The organism is uncultured Polaribacter sp., assembly GCF_947497695.1.
Lineage (GTDB): Bacteria > Bacteroidota > Bacteroidia > Flavobacteriales > Flavobacteriaceae > Polaribacter.
This window is the reverse complement of record NZ_CANMHM010000001.1, coordinates 317,297-338,358: the sequence shown is the minus strand read 5'-3', so window position 1 is coordinate 338,358 and position 21,062 is coordinate 317,297. Positions and strand designations below refer to the sequence as shown.

Sequence of the window (21,062 nt, the reverse complement as noted above, 5' to 3'; positions counted from 1 at the left end):
TTACTTAAAACTATTTTATTTCAAAAAAAGTATAAATAAAGGTGTAAAAATAGTAATAAATTAAGAATAGAGGGCTTATACAGAAAAATAGGTTTCTAATTCTTTATATTTTTTATTCATTTTATAAAAATAACCTTAACTAGATTATTATTTACTTTTTGTAAATCTATATTCTGGATAAGTTGCTTTAAGTAATTTTTCTCCTTTTTCAGGGATGACAAATAAAGTAATGTAAGAATATAAAATTGCCAATGTTATTAAACATGACACAAATATTTTCATAAAAACAGCATTTGAATGTCTTAAAAAAAGCGTTAAATTAAAAATATTTGAAAAAACTAAAAAACTGCTAACAGCACCTGCTCTGTAAATTATATCTTCTAATAAATATTTTTTTCCTTTTTCTTTAAATCTATTTTTTGATTTTTTAATTAGTTGATGAATTAGAAAAAAATCAATTATGGCTATAAATAGTAATAAAATTGATAAATAATCCTCACTAATATTCAAAGACATTAACGTGTAAAAAAATAGAAATATGGTTGCAGAAATAAGTGTTTTAGGAATTGAAAACCATTCTTTCATAAAAGTCCATATAACATTATTGTATTTTTTAGCTAATTGTTTGTGTTTGGCTTCTACAACATTCATAAAGCCAAAGACGCCAAATTTTTTAAAAGAGATATCTCTTGCTTTCTCAAAAGTTAACTTAGGGTTTTCTATCCAAATTTCTTCAATATCATTGGCTAAATGATCTACCAATTCTGTTTGTACATCATAATGTTCTACAAAATGTTTTCTGGTAAATTTGTAGAGTTCTTGTATGTGGGTTTCTGTTAGTTTCATAGCTAAAATATTTATTCCAAACTAAATTTAGGGTTTACCAAATGTTGCATTGTCTTTAAAAACTCTTGCATTTCATCCAACTTGTTGGCAGTTTCTTTAGTACCACTTTCTGTCAATTTATAATATTTTCTAAGCCTATTACCAACTTTTGCAACTTCTACATCTAACAAACCATCGGCTTCTAATTTGTGTAAAGCTGGGTATAAAGCACCTTCTGTTATTTTTAATTCGCCTTTTGTTAACTCTTTTACATGTTGGGTAATTTCATAACCATACATTTTATTATTAGTTTCTAATAATTTTAGAATGATGGTTTGTAAAGAGCCTTTGTATAATTTCTGATTTCCCATTTTTTGATGTATAATTAAGCAATCTTTTAAATAAACTAACAGATTGCTTCAATTTGTTGGTAATGACGTTAATTGTGAATCAAATATACATAAATATTTGATGCATTAGATCCTTATGTATTATTTTTTTAATAAAAAAATCCTGAAAAAATTAATTTTCAGGATTTCAATTTTACTAAAAGAGATTGCTTTATACTTGGTAATAAAACTACTTTGTTACCTTTAAAACATCTGCAATTATTCTTTCTATTTCTGCTCTTGGCAATGCACCATTTGCCATTTGTGGCTGCCCTTCTAAAGGACAAAAAAGCATAGAAGGAATACTTCTAATGCCAAATGCAGCAGATAATTCTTGCTCTGCTTCTGTATCTATTTTGTAAATATCTATTTTGCCATCGTAATCTTTAGATAAAATCTCTAAAATAGGAGCCAAGGCTTTACATGGGCCACACCAATCTGCATAAAAATCTATTAAAGCAGGTCTGTTTCCTTTAAATTTCCATTCTTGGCTTTCTTCAAAATTAAAAACTTTTTCTAAAAAAGCTTCTTTTGTTAAATTTATTGTCATATTAAATTATTTTTCAATTAAATTGGATGTTTTAAATCTAATTATACTACAAAAGTAGTCGTTTTTATTTAGCAACTATTACAAAATAATAATGCCTTGACTATTAGAATTTTAAAAGTCATTATTTACTTTATATTTTTGAAGTTACATTAAATTTAGTACCAATGAAAAGTAAATTAATCATCACTGTTTTAATAGCAAGTGCTATTTTTGCCTCTTGTAAAAGCACACATATTATGAGTTTAGAATACCCAAAAACAACAAAAAAACCAGTTATAGATTCACTTTTTGGAATTGCTGTAACAGACAATTACAGATGGTTAGAAGATGATAGAAGCAAAGAAACAGAAGTTTGGGTAAAAGCAGAAAACGAAGTTACTTTTAAGTATTTAGATAACATTCCATACAGAACAGCATTAAAAAAACGTTTGTCTCAATTATGGAATTACGAAAAAGTTGGTACTCCTTTTAAAGAAGGTAATTACACCTATTTTTATAAGAATAATGGCTTGCAAAACCAAAACGTTGTCTATAGAAAAAAGGGAGATTCAGAACCAGAAATTTTCTTAGATCCAAACACTTTTTCAGAAGAGGGTACAACTTCTTTAGGTGCATTAAGTTTTTCTAAAGATGGAAAAACTGTTGCGTACTCAATTTCTGAAGGAGGTTCTGATTGGCGAAAAATAATTATTATGGATGCAGCCTCTAAAACCATCAAAGAAGATACCTTGGTTGATGTAAAGTTCTCAGGAATTTCTTGGTACAAAAACGAAGGTTTTTATTACTCAAGTTACAGCAAACCAAAAGGGAGTGAATTATCAGCAAAAACAGACCAACACAAATTATACTATCATAAATTAGGAACATCGCAAAAAGATGATGTAATTATTTTTGGAGAAAAAGCATCAGAAAAACACAGATATGTTGGTGGCTATGTAACAGAAGATAACAAATATTTACTAATTTCTGCTGCAACATCAACCTCTGGTAATAAATTATTTATCAGAGATCTATCACAAAAAAACAGTCAATTAAAAACGATTATTGATAATTTTGATAGTGATACTCAAGTTGTAGAAAATCGCGATAGCAAATTATATGTAGTCACTAATTTAAATGCTCCCAATAAAAAAGTGGTTTTGGTTGATGCAAAAAATCCGACACCAGAAAACTGGACAGATTTTATACCAGAAACACAAAATGTATTAAGCATTAATTCTGGTGCAGGTTATTTCTTTGCAGAATATATGGTAGATGCAGTTTCTAAAGTATTGCAATATAATTTTGATGGAAAATTAATTAGAGCAATAAAATTACCAGGTGTTGGATCTTCTGCTGGTTTTGGTGGAAAAACAAATGCTAAAGAATTGTATTTTTCATTTACAAATTATAATACCCCAAGTTCTCTGTATAAATTAGACCCAAAAAAAGGAACTTACACCTCTTATTGGAAACCAAGGATAGATTTTAAATCAGAGAATTACATTAGCAAACAGGTTTTTTATAACTCTAAAGATGGTACAAAAGTACCCATGATTATTACCCATAAAAAAGGCATTAAATTAAACGGAAAAAACCCAACAATTCTTTATGGTTATGGAGGTTTCAATATTAGTTTAACTCCAAGTTTTAGTGTTGCAAACGCAGTTTGGATGGAACAAGGAGGTGTTTATGCAGTACCAAATTTAAGAGGTGGAGGAGAATATGGTAAAAAATGGCACGATGCAGGTACACAACTAAAAAAACAAAATGTTTTTGACGATTTTATTGCTGCTGCAGAATATTTAATAGAAAATAAATATACATCTTCTAATTATTTAGCAATTAGAGGAGGCTCAAATGGAGGTTTGTTAGTAGGAGCAGTTATGACTCAAAAACCCAATTTAATAAAAGTTGCTTTGCCTGCAGTTGGCGTTTTAGACATGTTGCGTTACCACACATTTACAGCAGGAGCAGGTTGGGCGTATGATTATGGAACAGCAAATGACAGCAAAGAAATGTTTAAGTATTTAAAAGCATATTCTCCAGTACACAATGTAAAAGAAGGCATAAAATACCCAGCAACTTTAATAACAACTGGTGATCATGATGATAGAGTTGTACCTGCACACAGTTTTAAATTTGCAGCAGAATTGCAAGAAAAACAGACTGGTAAAAACCCTGTTTTAATAAGAATTGAAATCAATGCTGGCCATGGAGCAGGCACTCCAGTTGCAAAAACCATTGCCCAATATGCAGATATTTTTGGATTTACATTTTTCAATATGGGTTTTGAGCAATTGCCAAATCCTATAAAAAAGTAAAATTGTTATAATAATTTGGGCGTTCCCTAAAAAGGTCGCGCTTTCCGCTGTATCTTTTTGCTGAAAAAGCAAAAAGGATGCCGCTTCAATCGCTAACGCGAGCTTATTTATAATTTTTTTGAATCTTTTAAATTTTTTATTTCCTATAAGATTTCCATGAAGTTTGTCATGCTGAAAGCATCTCACACAAAGATTTTTTTCGGTTTGTTTATTGTTACGTGAGACCCTTTCAGTGTGACAAACTGAATGGGGTAAATAGAAATTGCATAAAAATGAAAGACTAAATCGAGCAACTTTATGTGATTTCTCCCAAAAGGTCGAAAGGACAAACTGTGTGTAAATAAACTCTAAAAACCTCTAAATTTTTCATTTAGAATTTAATGAGAAGTCGCAAAAAGTAGAGAGTAAAAAGATGAGAATAATACTAAGCTATAAAATTAGTCCTCCTTTTTGGCAAGGTTTTAAAAACCTTGTAGGTATTTATTAATAACCTTATTTTTGCTATATGCTAAAAGTAGATTCAGTTTCTTTTTCCTATCAACCAAAAAAATCCATTTTAAACGATTTTAATTTCTCTTTAAAAGAAGGGGAACATTTGTGTGTAATGGGAGAAAGTGGATCTGGAAAATCGACACTTTTAAAAGTAATTTATGGTTTAGTAGATATAAATAAAGGACAAATATTCTGGAAAGATGATCAAATTTTTGGACCCAAAAAACATTTAGTCCCAGGTTTTGAAAACTTTAAATACGTAGCTCAAGATTTTGATTTGATGCCCTACATTTCTGTATCAGAAAATATTAAAAAATACTTATCTCGTTTTTATCCAGAAGAAAGTGAAAAACGTACACAAGAATTATTAGAAGTGATACAAATGACTGCTTTTGCTGATGTTAAAGTTAAAAATTTAAGTGGCGGACAAAAACAACGTGTGGCAATTGCAAGAGCTTTGGCAAAAGAACCTCAATTATTGCTTTTAGATGAACCTTTTGGACAAATAGACAACTTTAAAAAAAACTCCCTAAGAAGAAATTTATTCAGTTATTTAAAAGAAAAAAATATTGCTTGCATTATAGCAACACATGATAAAAATGATGCACTTTCTTTTGCAGACAAACTCATTATTATTAAAGACAATAAAATTTTAGAAAACAACTCGCCAAAATATATTTATAACCATCCAAAAGAAAAATATGTTGCTGCTTTGTTTGATGATGTAAATGAAATTATTATCAATGATAAAAAGGTTTTATTATATCCTCATCAAATACAAGTTGTTGAAAAATCAGACACTGATGCTGAGCTTATCGAAGTATTAAATGCTTATTTTAAAGGATCTTATTGGTTAATTGAAGCCGATTTTAATGGGCAAAAAGTGTATTTTAACCACGCTACAGAAATTAAAAAAAGAAAGGTAATTCAACTTGAATTTATGAGAAGATAAATTTATCGTACGATGATTTTGTCGTAGAATAGAATCATCAAAAGAGAACATCAAAAAGCAATTTTAATAAAAATTCATCTCCAACTTTAAACAACGTACCTTTGCAAACTGAAACAACTACATAAAGTTGATTTCTTAAATATTATTTATGACATTTAAAGATTTAGGTTTATCTGCAGCAATTTTAAAAGCAGTTGAAGAAAAAGGATATACCAAACCATCCCCAATACAAGAAAAGGCAATTCCACATATTTTAGAAGGCAAAGATATTTTAGCTTCTGCACAAACAGGTACAGGAAAAACAGCAGGTTTTACCTTACCCGTTTTACAATATTTATCGGACACGAAACACCCAAAATACAGACCCTTAAGAGCATTAGTATTAACACCAACCAGAGAATTGGCTGCACAAGTGCATGATAATGTAAGAGAATATAGTAAATATGTAGACATTAGATCTACAGTTATTTTTGGCGGTGTAAATGCAAAACCACAAATAGCAACGTTAAGAACTGGTGTTGATATTTTAGTAGCAACACCTGGTAGATTATTAGATTTACACGATAGAAAAGCGGTTTCGTTTAAAAGAGTAGATATTTTAATTTTAGATGAAGCAGACAGAATGTTAGATATGGGTTTTGTGAGAGATATTAACAAAATCATTAGTTTTATGCCAGAAAAGCGTCAGAATTTGATGTTTTCTGCTACTTTTTCTAAAGATATTAAAAAATTAGCTGCTGGAATTTTAAGAAATCCTGTTGCTGTAGAAACTGCTCCACAAAATTCTACTGCTAAAAAAGTAACTCACAAAGTTTATAAGATTGATAAAAGCAAAAAAACAGAGTTTACCATTAAGTTGGTAAAAGATAATAATTGGAACCAAGTTTTAATTTTTACAAGAACAAAACATGGTGCTAATAAATTAACAAAAAAATTGATAAGTGCAGGTATTACAGCTGCTGCAATTCATGGTAATAAAAGTCAGGGAGCAAGAACAAAAGCATTAAAGAATTTTAAAGACAATACCATTAAAATTTTAGTAGCAACAGATATTGCTGCAAGAGGTTTAGATATTCCTTTATTGCCACACGTTATTAATTTTGAATTGCCAAATGTGCCAGAAGATTATGTACACAGAATTGGTAGAACAGGTAGAGCAGGAGCTGTAGGAGAAGCAATTTCTTTAGTTTGTAGTGAAGAAAGTGAGTACCAAAGTGAAATAGAAAAAATACTAAAAGAAAAAATAGCATCTACTATTGTAGAAGGTTTTGAGCCCACTGATACTGCAGGTCCAAAAAGAGCAGCAAGCCAAAGTAAAGGTTCTTTTGGTAAAAAGAAAAAAGGTGGAAACTCAGGTTCATCAAACCAAAATAAACCAAAGAGAAAACCACATTTTAAAGGGAATAAACCTGCAGGAGCAACTTCTGGAAGAGGAAGAACTGGTGCTCCTAAAAAGAAGCGTTTTTAGACACGTATTACACAAATTTGGATAGAAATATTATCATCCTGCAAGGTTTCTAAAATATTGCAGGATTTTTTTATTTTCAACAAAATTATATAAAGATATTCAGATCATTATTATGTGACTTCTCACGTTGTTCGAAGTGACAATTTTGTAGGGTTTCGTCTTTTTTACACAGTTTTGTTTTTTCAACCTTTTTAGGGAGAAATCACATAAAGTTGATTTTTTATTACGTTTCTAAACTACCTAAATAATCCGTTTAAGATTCTTACAGAATGACAAACTGTGTTGTGTTGAAGGAGTTTTTAAATAAAAGACAAATTTTTTAGAGTTTAATTAGTTTATTTTAATAGAACGTATTTGCGTTAGGGATTGCAATGGCATCCTTTTTTGCTTTTTCAGCAAAAAAGATACAATGGAAAGCCCGTTTAAACGCCCAAAAAATCTTCCTTTAAAATCGCTATCTTTGTGTATTCACATTAAAACATCTGTATGAAATACCATAAAATTGATTCTCAATTATTTATAAAAAATCGTAAAAATTTTGCTTCTCAAATGAAGCCAAATAGTTTGGCCGTTTTTAATTCTAATGATATTTATCCTATTAGTGCAGACAGCACAATGCCTTTTGAGCAGCACAGAGATCTATTTTATTTAAGTGGTATAGATCAAGAAGAAAGTGTGTTGTTTTTGTTTCCTGATTGCCCAAATGAAAATTACCGAGAAATTTTATTTGTGAAAGAAACCAATGCCCATATTGCTATTTGGGAAGGAGAAAAATTAACCAAAAAAGCTGCTTTTGAAACAAGTGGAATTAAAACAGTTTTTTGGTTGCAAGATTTAGAAAAAATCTTGTTTGAACTATCTACTTATGCTGATACTTTTTATATAAACACCAATGAACATTACAAATCTAATGTTGAAACAGAAACGCGTGAAGCTCGTTTTACAAAATGGTTATTGGCAAAATATCCTGCACATGCAGTGGCTAAAAGTAACCCAATTTTACAACGATTACGTTCTGTAAAAGACAAAATTGAGATCGATTTAATTCAGCATGCTTGTAGTATTACAGAAAAAGGGTTTCGTAGAGTTTTAGACTTTGTAAAACCAAATGTTTGGGAATATGAAATTGAGGCAGAATTGATTCATGAATTTGTAAAAAATAGATCTAAAGGGTTTGCTTATACACCAATTATTGGTAGTGGTAATAACGCCAATGTTTTGCATTATATAGAAAACAACAAACAATGTAAAAGTGGCGATTTAATTTTAATGGATGTTGCTGCAGAATATGCAAATTATGCATCTGATTTAACAAGAACAATACCTGTTTCTGGGCGTTTTACAGACCGACAAAAAGCTGTTTACAACGCTGTAAATTATGTTAAAAAAGAGGCTACAAAAATGTTGTTACCTGGTACTTTATTGAAAGAATATCATGCAGAAGTTGGTAAAATAATGACTGCAGAATTACTAAAGTTAGGTTTATTAGATAAAGCTGATATTCAAAATGAAGATAAAAATTGGCCTGCTTATAAAAAGTATTTTATGCATGGAACATCACATCATTTGGGTTTAGATACTCATGATTATGGTTTGTTGCACGAGCCAATGCAAGCAAATATGGTTTTTACGGTAGAACCAGGTATTTATATTCCTGAAGAAGGTTTTGGCATTCGTTTAGAAGATGATGTTGTAGTACAAGAAAATGGTGTTCCTTATAATTTAATGGGAAACATCCCTATTGAAGCTGATGAAATTGAAGATTTAATGCATGGGTAATTTTTGCTTTTTTAGAGCTTTTAGCCATTAGATTATTCAGTAATAAATTCTAAATCACTCAATGTTTTCATAAAGGAAATAAGGTTTTCTTTTTCCTTTTCTGTAAGAGGAATTCTATTATTATTGTCTTTAAGAATTGGGTCTAAATTATCTGATTCTATTACACCTTTGTCTAAATAATCTAAAACCTCTTTTAAAGTAGCAAACTGTCCAAAACTTCCATAAGGTGCTGTGTATGCTATGTTTCTTAAAGTTGGAACCCTAAAACTCATTAAATCTTTAGCGTTAAGTGACACTCTTGTGCGTCCTTTTTCTTCGCTATTTGGGTTTACAGGGAAACCAATATTTCTAAAACTTTGGTCTGTAAATAATTCTGTGCTGTGGCAATTGGCACATTTATTTTTAAAAACTTGGTAACCTTGTGCTTCATTATCAGTAAAGATGGCTCCTTCTTTTCGTTTTACTTTATCATATTTACTATTGGCAGAAATTAGGGTGTATTCAAACTGAGCAATGCTATTAAAAATTCTTTCTCCTGTTATGGTATCATCGCCAAAAGTTTTATGAAATAATTCAATATAAGTAGCATCATTTGAAATTTTACCAATTACTTCTAAGATTGAAGAGTCCATTTCTTCTGGAGTAATTATGGGTACAAGTACTTGGTTTTCTAATGCAGTTTTATTTCCATCCCAATTATATACTTGCATAAATGCTAAATTTTGAATTGGAGGTGTATTTCTAAATCCAATTTTGCCATCAATTCCAATTCCTTTTGGGTTTTGATCTGCAAAGGCATTTTCTTGAATATGGCAAGTTGCACAAGAAACGGTATTATCTCTACTTAGTTTTTTATCAAAAAATAGTTTTTTACCCAATTCAACCCCATATTTTGTTGGTTTGTTGGTAAAAAATGAATCGTTTACTTCTGGAAAATCAGCAGGAATATTGATTGCTATTTCTGGATTATCAAAAATAAAAGGTGCATCAACTTTTTCTTCTGTACAAGAAGAAATCATCCATAAGATACAAAAAGTAAGTAGTAATTTTTTCATTTTTTTTGTTACAAAAATGAGTCAGCTTACAACCTTTTATGTAAGCTGACTCAAAATTTTTAGATTTAATTTTCTACACTTTCAATAGAAAACATTCCTGTAATATCAGTATCTCCATTACCTCCCATATTATCAACAAACTGTACCATTGTTTCTGGACTGGTATGATGACTTGGAGCACTACCAGACACATAACCTTCTGTTGCAGCATTTAAAGTAATTTTATTGGTACCACTTAATACCTTATTAAAATCTGCTTTAATGTTAATTTTAGGAGCATTTTCACCCACTTTTGCATTTGTTGTAAGATCTAATGTAATATCTCTATAAGCATTACGTGCATGTGCAGCTTCGCTAGACCAAGTAGTTTCATCTGTTTTATCGCCACCTAAAACACTACCTGTGTGCACAGATAAAGGAGTGTTAGTTTCGCCATAAAAACCCTCAATTTTTGTAAAACGATAGCCTGTTGCCCAAAACCAGTGTAATTTTTTATCTGCTGAATAAAAAGCTGGGAAAAGCTCTTGATCTAAAGTATTCAATGCTGCTTTTACCCCTAATCCAAATTTTATTTGAGTGTATTCTGTAGATGGAATTCCATTTAAAACATACTGTAATGTTGATGGATTGGATTGATCGATAATGGTTGCACCAGTATCTAAATTATTTACATTGTAAGGAAATTCTATGCCATCTTTATTGATCAAACGAATATTACTGATAATATATTTTGCTTCAGAAAAATGATGTACTTGGTTTTCTGATGAAGTGTTTTGGGTTGCTTCTGTAGAAGTAGCATCGCCTAAAACAATAGTAGTGTTGCCAAAAGTGTTGTTAAATGCTAGGGTTACATTATTTGCAACAGGAATGCTATCATCTTCACAAGATATAATTGCCAATGAGATGATTGATAAGAAAAGGTATTTTTTTAAATTGTTCATTTGTATTAATTTAATGGTTGTTATTATTTTTAAAAATTTATTTTTAATGACGTAAAAATGTTACGTCCCATTCTGGGGATGTTTCCCCAATCTGCATAGGTGCTGTAAAATTCATTCAACAGATTTTCTGCCCCTACTTGAAAAACTGTTTTGTAATCTTTAATATAAAAAGTATAGTCTGCTGAAACATTAAAGTTTTTAAAAGAAGGTGTTTCATCTTCTCCATATAAAGGACTGTAATTAATGTGTTCAAAATCGCCATTAAGTGAGGTTAAAAAACCAAATTTTTTGTGCGAAAAATGCAAGGAACTTTGATAACTTAAAGGACGAATAAATGGTAAATTCATTTTAGTGTCATCTAAACCTCTTGCATAGGTTAACGTTCCTTGCCAATGTAATTTTTGTAAAAGTGTGTATTTTGCATTGATGGAAAAATTAAATAAGGTTGCATAGTCTAAAGAAGTGTATCCTTTTACACCCACAGATTGATAATTCATTGGGCTTCCTAAACTTAAAATTCTTCCTATAATATAATTATCAATATAAAAATAGTTTACCTTGGCATGGATGCTTCCTTTTTTGGTTTTATAACCTGCACTTGCATTTACTTCATAAGAAATTTCATTTTTTAAATCCGGATTTCCGATATAATCAAAACGATCAAAACTATTGTAAATATAATATCCATAACCTTCAGAAACAGAAGGAGCTCTGTGTCCATAACCACTTCCAAAAGAAAAATTGAAGTTATATACATCAAAATTATAACCTGCGTGTACACTTGGTAAAAACCTGATTTTTTCTTGTGATGCATTTGGATGAAAAATTCGGTTAAACTCTACATATTTAGAAAAATTGTAATTAACACCTAAAGATCCGCCAAAATTAAGTTGACTTGTATCTGAAATATCCCATAAATTATTTATTGATAGGCCTGCATAAGTTGTTGTTACCCAAGGCCAACTAAATGCAAACATTGTACGTTCGCTTCTGTCTTGTGGGTACATTCTCATTTCTGCAATCGATAAATTATTATAAGCATTTAATTGTACTTCTGATGATAGATTGCCTTTTTGAAGATTTATTTTAGACAACAATCCATAAGTGGTACTCCAACCAGGCATGTCCATGTGTACTAAGTTTTCTGGTCTATTTGTATCATCCATATAATGTTCTATAGCATTAAAATAGAGTTTAGTATCCCAGACTTTTACAATTCCTTTTTCAAAAAATTGTTTGTAAGCAATAGAGGTGATCAAAGCTCTTGAAAGTGATAAATCCATAGGCAAAGCAGGGAAACCAACATCTTTTGCTCTGTCAAAAATAGCATCAACTCTTACAGAGGATAAATCAGTTGTTTTATAAGCAACTCCTAAAGAAGCATTCAGTTTTTCGAACTGAGAATTTTTTACTTCTTCATTATTACCATCAAAATAATTTGAAGCTTTTCTATTAGAAATACTAGCATCTACCACTAATTTATCATCAGAAAAAGAAGCATTGGCAAGGTTAAAAAACTGGTTATTGTTCAATTCAAAACCTGTTTGATATCCACCACTCCATTTTTTAGCAAAATCAAAAGGCGTACTTTTTCTTTTTAAATCGATACTTCCTGCAACAGTTGCTCCGTGCAAACCACCTTCTTGGCCAGATTTGATTTCAATATCTGAAAGGTTATTGCTATCTACATAAGAGGTAATTGGATCCATTTTATCTGTACAAGCTCCAAAAACGTGCATTCCATCAATAGTAATCATAGAGCGTTCTGTACTCATATTATTTAACAATGGTTCCCAAGCATAAGCACCACGTTTAATAAAACTGATATTTGCTGAAGATGCTAAAAATTCATCCACTGAAACAGCCATTTTTAAATCTGTTTTAATTTTGTTTTTTTTAGTAATAATTACAACTTCATCTAAAACTCCGCCTAAACTATCTTTCTTTTTTTCTACAACTTGTGCATTTACAAATGTTGATAAAAAGAGCATTGCTATGATGATTCTTTTCATTGTTTTAAAATAAAATATCAATAAAAAGTTCTCCTTTAGCTCCTACAATTCCTGGAGTAAATGCTGTTGAAACTTCAGTTCCTTTTATAGTTTGCCCTTGTTCATTTTTTAAGATGAAATTCAACGTCCAATTTCCTGTCATTGTATAATTTACAACACCCTGATACAAACCATTAGTTTGCTGGGTTAAATCTTGATTGTTGGGTGATGAATGGTTTCCCATAGAAGGTTCTGGCATTCTTGGGTCTAAAAGCAATGTATAATTATCTACAATTGAGTATGAAAACTGAGTTGCATCAGGAAAAACACCTGCAACATTTGTTGGCTTATTGTACCTGTAAATACCTGCAATTAAATTATTTTGACCAATATTAGGACTTTGAGGTGCCACCAATGCAATAAAATATTGTGCATTGTCATTGCCTGTAAAAGCAGTGATGTTTAGGTTTTTATTTGTTTGCTCTTCAACAATAATGGTTTCATTTACAGCATGTGTTTTATTACCATCAGTAAAATTAATGTATAGTTGCCAACTTATAGTGGTACTTGTTTCGCTGGTAAATACTGCAAAACCAGAATAGTAACCTTCTGTTGCATTATACGTTAAATTGTATTGATGTGGGCTGGATGATTTATTGCCATTTGCATCTGTTAGAATTGGTAAAAAAGTAATTTCTGAATTTTCTAAGAGTTCATTGGTATTGCTGTTTGTAATTTTTAAACGGATTTCATTATATCCTTTGTAAAAAGTACCATTTAAAGCAGCAATACTAATGTTGTAATCTCCACTATTTGTAGTGATTGCTTCATTGAATTCAATAAATTCAGTAGTTTCTATGCCTAATTCAGCTCCATAATCTGTTTTTTCTATGGTACAAGAAGCCATCACAATACATATTGTAAGTAGCGTAAAATGTAAATATTTCATTCTTTTTGAAATGTTTAATTATAACTGTTCTTAAAAAAGTAGCTCATATAGATGTGCTTCTTCATTAAAAAAAAGAAGGTTAGCATACATCAAATATTATGGCGACTAAAAGAAATAGGAATTAAACTTATACTAAAATGTTGCTACTTTCTTTTCTAAATAGTAAAGAAAATAAAGTTGCTAAAAAGGGTTTCATAAAAAATAGATAGACTTTAAAATCTACACATAATTTTATAAAACTTTTAATTATTGAGTATAAGGATTCCTTGTTTTATGTAATAATTAAACAAGTGGTGGATGAAAAACAGTATTTAGATACTGAAATTTATAGATTTGATTCAATGAAGATTGAATTTTGGTATTTTCCTCTTTAAGTAAATGAAAAGCGTAGTTTAGATTTGTGTCTTGAAAATACACAACAGGAATTTCGATTGAAAAAGATTGATTTTTTTCATTCCCTTTTTCAGTATCTGCAACTTTAGCCAATTGTTTTGCTAAATGGCATTTACCGTTACATTTTAATTCAGGTACATCTTTATTAATACAAAGTTCTGTTTTAATATAATCGTAAAATGCAGCATACTCCAATATTGGAAGTAAGGGCTTAGAAAGCAAGAATAATGCTATGATGACTGCTGCTGTTTTCACAATGCAAATATCTTACTTTTTTGTAACAAATGAAAAGTTAGATATGTATATTTTTAAAGAAAAATCTTAAAACAAAAAAAGACAAACTTTTAGGTTTGCCTTTTAATTTTCTATTTTGATAAACTTATCTTTTTAATCTTCCAGAAGTATTTCCTTCTAAAATACTAATTACATCTGCTTCATTGGCATAGTTTATATCCCCTAAGTAAGTATGCTTTATGGCACAAGCTGCAGCACCAAACTCCATTGTTTTATAATCGTCAAATTTTTGTAAACCATGTATTATTCCTGCTGCAAAAGCATCACCAGTACCAATTCTATCAATAATATGTGTAATATCAATATCTAAGGTTTCTTTAAAATCTTTACCATTCCACATTCTTGCTCTAATCTTGTGCCAAGAAGAATTGATAGAAGTTCTAATTTTATCGAACACTTTTTCTATGGATGGATATTTTAGCATTAATTGCTTAGAAGCTTCTATAAAATCTTCATTAGAATAAGAAAAATCGGTTTCTAAAAGTTCATTCATTTCATTAACACCACCAATAAAAACGGTAGAATAATTAACCAATTCAGATAAAACTTCTCTTGGATTTTCTCCATATTTCCACAAACCACTTCTGTAAGTTGGGTCAGCTGAAACTTGCATTCCTTTTTTTCTGGCTAATTTTAATCCTTCTAATAAGGTTTCTTTACCTCCTTTACAAAGAGCAGGTGTTATCCCTGTCCAATGAAACCATTTCCCTTTTTTTAAAGATTTTTCCCAATTTACCATTTCTGGTTGAATTTCAGAAAAAGACGAGTGAGATCTGTTATAAGAAATGGTACTTGGTCTCATTACTGCACCAACTTCTAAAAAGTAAACCCCTAAAGGTCTGTTAGAACGGACAATTGCTGAAGTACTCACATCAAATTTTCTTAAATATGAAATAGCAGTATCACCTATAAAATCATTAGAGACACATGAAATATGTTTCACATCTCCACCAAAATTTGCAATGGAAATTCCAACATTTAACTCTGTTCCGCCAAAATAGAACTCTACATTGTTAGATTGAATAAATTTTTTGTTTCCACGAGGAGAAATACGCATTAAAACTTCGCCAAACGTAATTATTTGATTCATAATAAAAACTTTAATAAAACAAATATAGTTTATAAAAATTGATTAAAAAGGTGTTTTATTTTGAATTATTATAAGATATTGATGATGATGAAATAATCGAAATCCCTTTCTATCAAAGAGTTTTAAGCTATTTTATTTTTTAAAAGTATGTTTTATAAAAATTAAAAATAGAAAATAAAACGTAATTTTACATCAACTGGTTAACCAATTAATGTAAAAATAAACAAAAATAGAAGTGTTTAAAAAAAAGATAAGGCTGTTATTATAATGTTTTTAAAGAGGTAATAAAACCAATAGTTTGGTTATTAAAAGTTTCTGGCTGTTCTACATTTACAACATGGCCACAATTTTCAATGACAAAAAGAGAAGAGGTTACATGTTTGGCAACAATATTTTTAATGGAAGGTAAAAACAAATGATCTTCTGCACCCATAATATAAAATGTAGGTATTTTTATATCTTTTGTTCTAAAAAAATGTAAAAGTGGGTTTATTTCTGATGTTAATTTAAACCAACGTAAAAACTCTTTTTGGTATAATTTTTTTGCTTCGTTAACAAACAATAATCTCGATTTTTTATGATTTTTCTTTGGCATAATAATAAATGCAAAGAGTTTATACAAAAGCATATAAGGCACTACAGATTTAAATATATTACCAACTTTCATTAAAACTTGAGAGCGGAAATTCATTTTAATAATGGCACCTCCCATAATCATACTTTTTACCAATTCTGGTCTTTTTTCAGCCAAATTACGTATCAAAATAGTGCCTAAAGAAATACCAATAAAATGAGATTTTTTAATTTTAAGGTAATCAATAACTTCTACAATATCTGCTGTAATAGAATCAAAAGTATATTTAGATTTAAAAGTGTCTTTTAAGGTAGGTTTGCTATCTCCATGACCACGTAAATCTAAGATTAATACATTAAATTGTTTTCTAAAATCACGTACTTGTTTAAACCAAATAGAACTACTACCTCCTGCTCCATGCACAAAGGTTACCCATTCTGTAGAAGTTAAATGTGGATATTTATAATAGTTTAACAATGCTTTTATCTTTTTCTGATGAACAAATAGTAAAACAAAAATAGTTTATTTTTTTTTGATGTAATTTTAAAATCTTACTTAAAACAAATAAAGGCGAACATTTCTGTTCGCCTTTGTAATACTAATTAAAATCTAAATTTATTCTACTATTAAAGTATACTGTGGTGTTTTATTAAAAGGACAGAAATATTTGTAAGTTCCTTTCTTTAAAACAACTTCTTTAGAAGATTCTTTTTTACCATGTTTTACCAATTGAGAAACATAAGCGTTTTTAATATGGTTTTCTGGTTTTGTACCATCTTTACCATCTTCTATTAAAACCAAACCTATTTCTTCTGCTGCATTATTATTAGAAACTTCAAAGATATAAGTACCTTCAGATAATTTTATTTCTTTCTGGGTAAACTCTCCTTTTGTTTGTTCAAAAGAAACTGTTTTTACTTCTTGTGCATTTGTGTTAAATGCAAAACCTAATACTACTACTAAAATTGTGATTACTTTTTTCATGATTGTTGTTTATTATGAATTATTAAAATTGATTATTATTAAATTGCTACTTGTTCTAATGTTTGAGCTACAGGAAAATCTACTGCAACATCTGTTGTTTTATGAAAATAATTGGTAATTGTAATTTCTCCTATTAAGATAATTGCATCTGCCAAACTTCCTTTTGTATATCCTGCTGCATAAAAGTTTTCTACAGCTTCTTGTGTTGCTGCTCCTCTGTTAATTGCAACCGATTTTGCAAATTTTGATAAAGTATCTAGTTTAGTGTTAAAAGAAGCATTACCAGTTCTAAGTTCTAAGATTTGCTCGTCTGTAAATCCATTCATTTTACTAATTGCAGTGTGTGCAGATAAACAATAAATACATTCGTTTACTTGACTAACCGCCAAATTGATTACTTCTTTTTCTTTTGCAGAAAAACTTGTTTTTCCTTGTCCTATTGCTAAAAAGTTACCCAAAGCAGTTTCACTGTGTGCAAATGCTGCATATAAATTAGGTACAAAACCTAAACCTTTTTCTAATTGAGTAAATATTGCTTGGTTGTTTTCTGATACTTCGTTTTTTGTTGGTACGTTAAATGTGCTCATAATTTCTATTTGTTTTTTGCTGAATTTTATCAGCTTTTAATGATTTTTTTATTTTTTATTTTATGATTTGCAATCGCAAATTTGTTGATCTGTATTTTGCTCATCGTAGGTTTGATAACCCCAGCAATTTGGACATTGTGTTTGTGCTATTGTTTTCATAATTATTGTTTTTTTATTGATTTGTAATTGATACTGCAAAGTTACAACCGATAAGAACCTTAAAAATTGGACAAAAGTTCCTTTGGTTTGGACAGTGCTTTTTTATTGCAATCTTTCTATTTTATTTCTTAAATTTTTCTCTGTAATTAAACCTGTGTGTTTGTCTATTACTTGTCCGTTTTTAAAGAATATTAAAGAAGGTATATTTCTAATTCCAAATTTTGCTGCTAATTCTTGGTTTTCATCAACATTTACTTTTTTAATAGTAATGGTGTCTTCTAATTCATCTGCTAATTTGTGAATTGTTGGTAATAAAGTTTGGCAAGGTCCACACCAATCTGCATAGAAATCTAGCATTACATAATTGTTGTTTTCTAAGATGTTGTTTGCGTTTGTTTGTTCTAATTGTAATTCCATTTTTTTATTTTTTGTCGCTTAAAGCGATGTTATTGTTTGTGTTAACTATTTTGATACTGCAAAGTTACAACCGATAAGAACCTTAAAAATTGGACAAAAGTTCCTTTGGTTTGGACAGTGCTTTTTATTGCAATCTTTCTATTTTATTTCTTAAATTTTTCTCTGTAATTAAGCCTGTGTGTTTGTCTATTACTTGTCCGTTTTTAAAGAATATTAAAGAAGGTATGTTTCTAATTCCAAATTTTGCTGCTAATTCTTGGTTTTCATCAACATTTACTTTTTTAATAGTAATGGTGTCTTCTAATTCATCTGCTAATTTGTGAATTGTTGGTAATAAAGTTTGGCAAGGTCCACACCAATCTGCATAGAAATCTAGCATTACATAATTGTTATTTTCTAAGATGTTGTTTGCGTTTGTTTGTTCTAATTGTAATTCCATTTTTTTATTTTTTAATTGCTTTTAAAGCGTTGTTGTTTTTTAATACTGCAAAGATGCAATCAACAGTAAGCTTTAAAAATGGACAGAAGTTCCTTTGGTTTGGACAAGGAAAAAAGTTTGCAAAAATGCTTGCGTGAAGGATTGAAGTGGCATCCTTTTTAGTTGTTAACTTAGAACGAAGTGAAGAAGTTAACAACTAAAAAGATATAACGGAAAGCCTGACTTGGTCCTGATTGTTATCAGGATAAAGGCACGCCCAAAAAGATAAATTAATTTTAATACTCTTTTTTAAATTGCAATGGAGATTGTGAAATGGCTTTTGTAAAAAAACGTGTAAAATAAGCAGGATCATTAAAACCAAGTTCAAAAGCAATTTCTTTTACAGTTTTATCGGTGTAAATTAACAATCGTTTTGCTTCTAATAAAATACGGTTTTTAATAAATTGAGAAGGCGTTGTTGCCCCTAGTTTTTGAAAGTGTTTGGTAATCGATTTTGGTGAGAGTGCCAATCTGTTTGCATAGTCTGTAACAGCATGCATTTTTCTAAAATTTTGTTCTACTAACAAACTAAAATCTTTAAAAAGACGTGTTTCTGTGTCTTCTTTAATTACATGATTTTCTTTTTTTACACGCACAGCATTTATAATAAACTGTTTTAAGTAGGCTTGTAACATATCATATTGTGCAGCTTCATTTTGTTGAAATTCTTCAATTAAACTTTCTAAAATAAAAGTTAGTTTTTTAGTTTCTTTTTCACAAGGTTTTACAAAAGGAGTTTCATAAATATTGTTAAAGAGAATTCCGTTACAAGCAACTTCTGTATCGTGTATTTGTATGCAGTAAAAATCTTTTACAAAAGTTAGTTTGTAAGCTGTTTTTATTTGCTCAGCATCTACTGTAAAAACTTGCCCTGGAGATAAAAAGAAGAGCACATTATCATTAAAGGTGTATTTTTTAAAGTCGATGTTATAAGTTCCACTTCCTTCTTTTATCCAATAAATAGAATAGGCGTTTTGTTGAACAGAATGATCTATTGTACATGCTTTTTCAAATAGAACTTCACTTACAGAAAATATGTTTTTAAAAGAATATTTAAGGATGTCTTGTACTGCCATTTATAGGTTTTAGTGTTTGGTCGTAGAAAATTATATAAACTTATAACTGTTTTTAAAAGTAAGGTTTTTTTAAATTTAAAATCTTGGTTTTTATTTATTACAACTTTGTTATTTGTATTATATATGAATCATTAAAAATACATTTATTTATAAGACTTAATTATTATAGTTAGTAAATTTTAGAAAATTATATTTAACACGTAAATTTTTCTTAACATAAATTTATAATTTTTATAATCATAAATCAATATTTTTATGTACCTTGCAATCGTAAATTGGTATATTAAAATTTCCCCTAATTAATTATTTCAATTATTTTATAAAAGCGTAAGTTAAAACTTACGCTTTTTAACTTCTACAAAACTTTTTCTTAGTTACAAAAATGGGGTAATAAAACCTTTTTGTTATTTGTACTATTAATTATTTACCCAGTATTTTATTTCTATTTTTGTGTAATGCAAAAATCAATTTCTTTTAAGAATGCAAACATTGCTTTTTCAGACCAAGGAAAAGGAACTGCTGTTGTTTTAATTCATGGGTTTTTAGAGAATTCTACAATGTGGAATTTTTTTGTACCAGAACTTGCTAAAAAAAACAGAGTCATTACAATAGATTTATTAGGTCATGGAAAAACAGATTGTTTGGGTTATGTACATTCTATGGCTTTATTTGCAGAGGTTTTAGATGCTGTTTTAAAGTATTTAAAAATTAGAAAATATATTTTGGTTGGCCATTCTTTAGGAGGTTATATTTCATTGACAAATGCCAAAATGAATCCTACTAAAATAAAGGGTTTATGCTTATTAAACTCAACTTCTGAACAAGATTCTGAAGAACGAAAAAAAATACGAAATAGAGCCAATAAAATGGCACAAAATAATTTTGAAAATATGGTAAATATGTCGATTTCAAATTTATTTAATCCAGAAAATTCAGCAACCTTTAAAAAGGAAATTGATGTTGTAAAAAAGCAGGCTTTACAAACTTCTGTACAAGGTTATATTGCAGCAAATGAAGGTATGAAATTACGTGCAAATACAAATCACGTTTTAAAAGATAACAACTTTAAAAAGTTGATTATTATTGGAAAAAAAGACCCTGTTTTAGACGTTAAAAAATCATTAGAAGAAGCCAAAAAAACCAATTCTGAAATTGTAGTTTTACCTGATGGACACATGAGTCACATTGAAAATAAAGTGGAATTAATTGCTATTTTAAAGAATTTTTTGAAGCAATGTTAAATAGATTTTTAAACAATAAAAAAGCACTGAGTTTTAAAATTCAGTGCTTTTTTGTTTTATAAAAAGTATTCTATT

20 protein-coding genes are annotated in these 21,062 nt (G+C 29.3%); 5 read left to right on the top strand and 15 right to left on the bottom strand.

Annotated features, from left to right (window positions below; translation table 11 throughout):
• Positions 1-147: 147 nt before the first annotated feature.
• The 3 genes from Q0731_RS01500 to trxA (Q0731_RS01490) all read right to left on the bottom strand — a co-directional run bounded on the left by Q0731_RS01500 (position 148) and on the right by trxA (Q0731_RS01490) (position 1,764).
• On the bottom strand, positions 148-846 hold the full coding sequence (locus Q0731_RS01500) for a hypothetical protein (protein WP_299058987.1): 699 nt from the start codon (positions 844-846) through the stop codon (positions 148-150).
• An 11-nt stretch (positions 847-857) separates the two neighbouring features.
• Entirely contained in the window at positions 858-1,196 is a 339-nt protein-coding gene (locus Q0731_RS01495; RefSeq protein WP_299058985.1) for a helix-turn-helix transcriptional regulator, read from the bottom strand.
• A gap of 208 nt (positions 1,197-1,404) precedes the next feature.
• A complete protein-coding gene (trxA, locus tag Q0731_RS01490) occupies positions 1,405-1,764 on the bottom strand; it encodes a thioredoxin (RefSeq protein ID WP_299058983.1) in 360 nt (119 codons plus the stop codon).
• A gap of 164 nt (positions 1,765-1,928) precedes the next feature.
• Between trxA (Q0731_RS01490) and Q0731_RS01485 the strand changes: the two genes are divergently transcribed.
• The 4 genes from Q0731_RS01485 to Q0731_RS01470 all read left to right on the top strand — a co-directional run bounded on the left by Q0731_RS01485 (position 1,929) and on the right by Q0731_RS01470 (position 8,758).
• Positions 1,929-4,067, top strand: a complete 2,139-nt coding sequence (locus Q0731_RS01485) for a prolyl oligopeptidase family serine peptidase (RefSeq protein WP_299058981.1) — start codon at positions 1,929-1,931, stop codon at positions 4,065-4,067.
• 505 nt (positions 4,068-4,572) lie between these two features.
• A complete protein-coding gene (locus Q0731_RS01480) occupies positions 4,573-5,511 on the top strand; it encodes an ABC transporter ATP-binding protein (protein ID WP_299058979.1) in 939 nt (312 codons plus the stop codon).
• A 148-nt stretch (positions 5,512-5,659) separates the two neighbouring features.
• Entirely contained in the window at positions 5,660-6,979 is a 1,320-nt protein-coding gene (locus Q0731_RS01475) for a DEAD/DEAH box helicase (protein WP_299058977.1), read from the top strand.
• 486 nt (positions 6,980-7,465) lie between these two features.
• Positions 7,466-8,758: an aminopeptidase P family protein gene (locus tag Q0731_RS01470; protein ID WP_299058975.1), complete on the top strand. Its 1,293-nt coding sequence runs from the start codon at positions 7,466-7,468 to the stop codon at positions 8,756-8,758.
• A gap of 32 nt (positions 8,759-8,790) precedes the next feature.
• Here Q0731_RS01470 and Q0731_RS01465 read toward each other — a convergent pair whose 3' ends face one another.
• From Q0731_RS01465 to Q0731_RS01410, 12 genes are all read right to left on the bottom strand, one after another.
• A complete protein-coding gene (locus Q0731_RS01465) occupies positions 8,791-9,813 on the bottom strand; it encodes a cytochrome c peroxidase (protein WP_299058973.1) in 1,023 nt (340 codons plus the stop codon).
• Positions 9,814-9,878: 65 nt separating this feature from the next.
• Positions 9,879-10,754 carry an MbnP family protein gene (locus tag Q0731_RS01460; RefSeq protein WP_299058971.1) on the bottom strand — a complete coding sequence of 292 codons (876 nt, stop codon included), beginning with the start codon at positions 10,752-10,754 and terminating at the stop codon, positions 9,879-9,881.
• A 29-nt stretch (positions 10,755-10,783) separates the two neighbouring features.
• A complete protein-coding gene (locus Q0731_RS01455; RefSeq protein ID WP_299058969.1) occupies positions 10,784-12,766 on the bottom strand; it encodes a TonB-dependent receptor in 1,983 nt (660 codons plus the stop codon).
• A 4-nt stretch (positions 12,767-12,770) separates the two neighbouring features.
• Positions 12,771-13,694, bottom strand: a complete 924-nt coding sequence (locus Q0731_RS01450) for a hypothetical protein (protein WP_299058967.1) — start codon at positions 13,692-13,694, stop codon at positions 12,771-12,773.
• A 282-nt stretch (positions 13,695-13,976) separates the two neighbouring features.
• Entirely contained in the window at positions 13,977-14,342 is a 366-nt protein-coding gene (locus tag Q0731_RS01445; RefSeq protein WP_299058966.1) for a hypothetical protein, read from the bottom strand.
• A gap of 124 nt (positions 14,343-14,466) precedes the next feature.
• A complete protein-coding gene (locus Q0731_RS01440) occupies positions 14,467-15,471 on the bottom strand; it encodes a sugar kinase (protein ID WP_299058964.1) in 1,005 nt (334 codons plus the stop codon).
• A 262-nt stretch (positions 15,472-15,733) separates the two neighbouring features.
• The gene (locus Q0731_RS01435) at positions 15,734-16,522 is read right to left on the bottom strand and encodes an alpha/beta hydrolase (protein WP_299058962.1); all 789 of its coding nucleotides are present in this window, start codon (positions 16,520-16,522) and stop codon (positions 15,734-15,736) included.
• Positions 16,523-16,660: 138 nt separating this feature from the next.
• Positions 16,661-17,029 carry a cupredoxin domain-containing protein gene (locus Q0731_RS01430; RefSeq protein ID WP_299058960.1) on the bottom strand — a complete coding sequence of 123 codons (369 nt, stop codon included), beginning with the start codon at positions 17,027-17,029 and terminating at the stop codon, positions 16,661-16,663.
• Between the two features lie 38 nt (positions 17,030-17,067).
• Entirely contained in the window at positions 17,068-17,616 is a 549-nt protein-coding gene (locus tag Q0731_RS01425; protein WP_299058959.1) for a carboxymuconolactone decarboxylase family protein, read from the bottom strand.
• A gap of 261 nt (positions 17,617-17,877) precedes the next feature.
• Positions 17,878-18,192, bottom strand: coding sequence for a thioredoxin (gene trxA / locus Q0731_RS01420; RefSeq protein WP_299058957.1), 315 nt, complete (start codon positions 18,190-18,192; stop codon positions 17,878-17,880).
• Positions 18,193-18,316: 124 nt separating this feature from the next.
• On the bottom strand, positions 18,317-18,631 hold the full coding sequence (gene trxA / locus Q0731_RS01415) for a thioredoxin (protein ID WP_299058957.1): 315 nt from the start codon (positions 18,629-18,631) through the stop codon (positions 18,317-18,319).
• A 275-nt stretch (positions 18,632-18,906) separates the two neighbouring features.
• Entirely contained in the window at positions 18,907-19,746 is an 840-nt protein-coding gene (locus tag Q0731_RS01410; protein WP_299058955.1) for a helix-turn-helix domain-containing protein, read from the bottom strand.
• A 455-nt stretch (positions 19,747-20,201) separates the two neighbouring features.
• Between Q0731_RS01410 and Q0731_RS01405 the strand changes: the two genes are divergently transcribed.
• On the top strand, positions 20,202-20,987 hold the full coding sequence (locus Q0731_RS01405; RefSeq protein ID WP_299058952.1) for an alpha/beta hydrolase: 786 nt from the start codon (positions 20,202-20,204) through the stop codon (positions 20,985-20,987).
• Positions 20,988-21,062 lie beyond the last annotated feature (75 nt).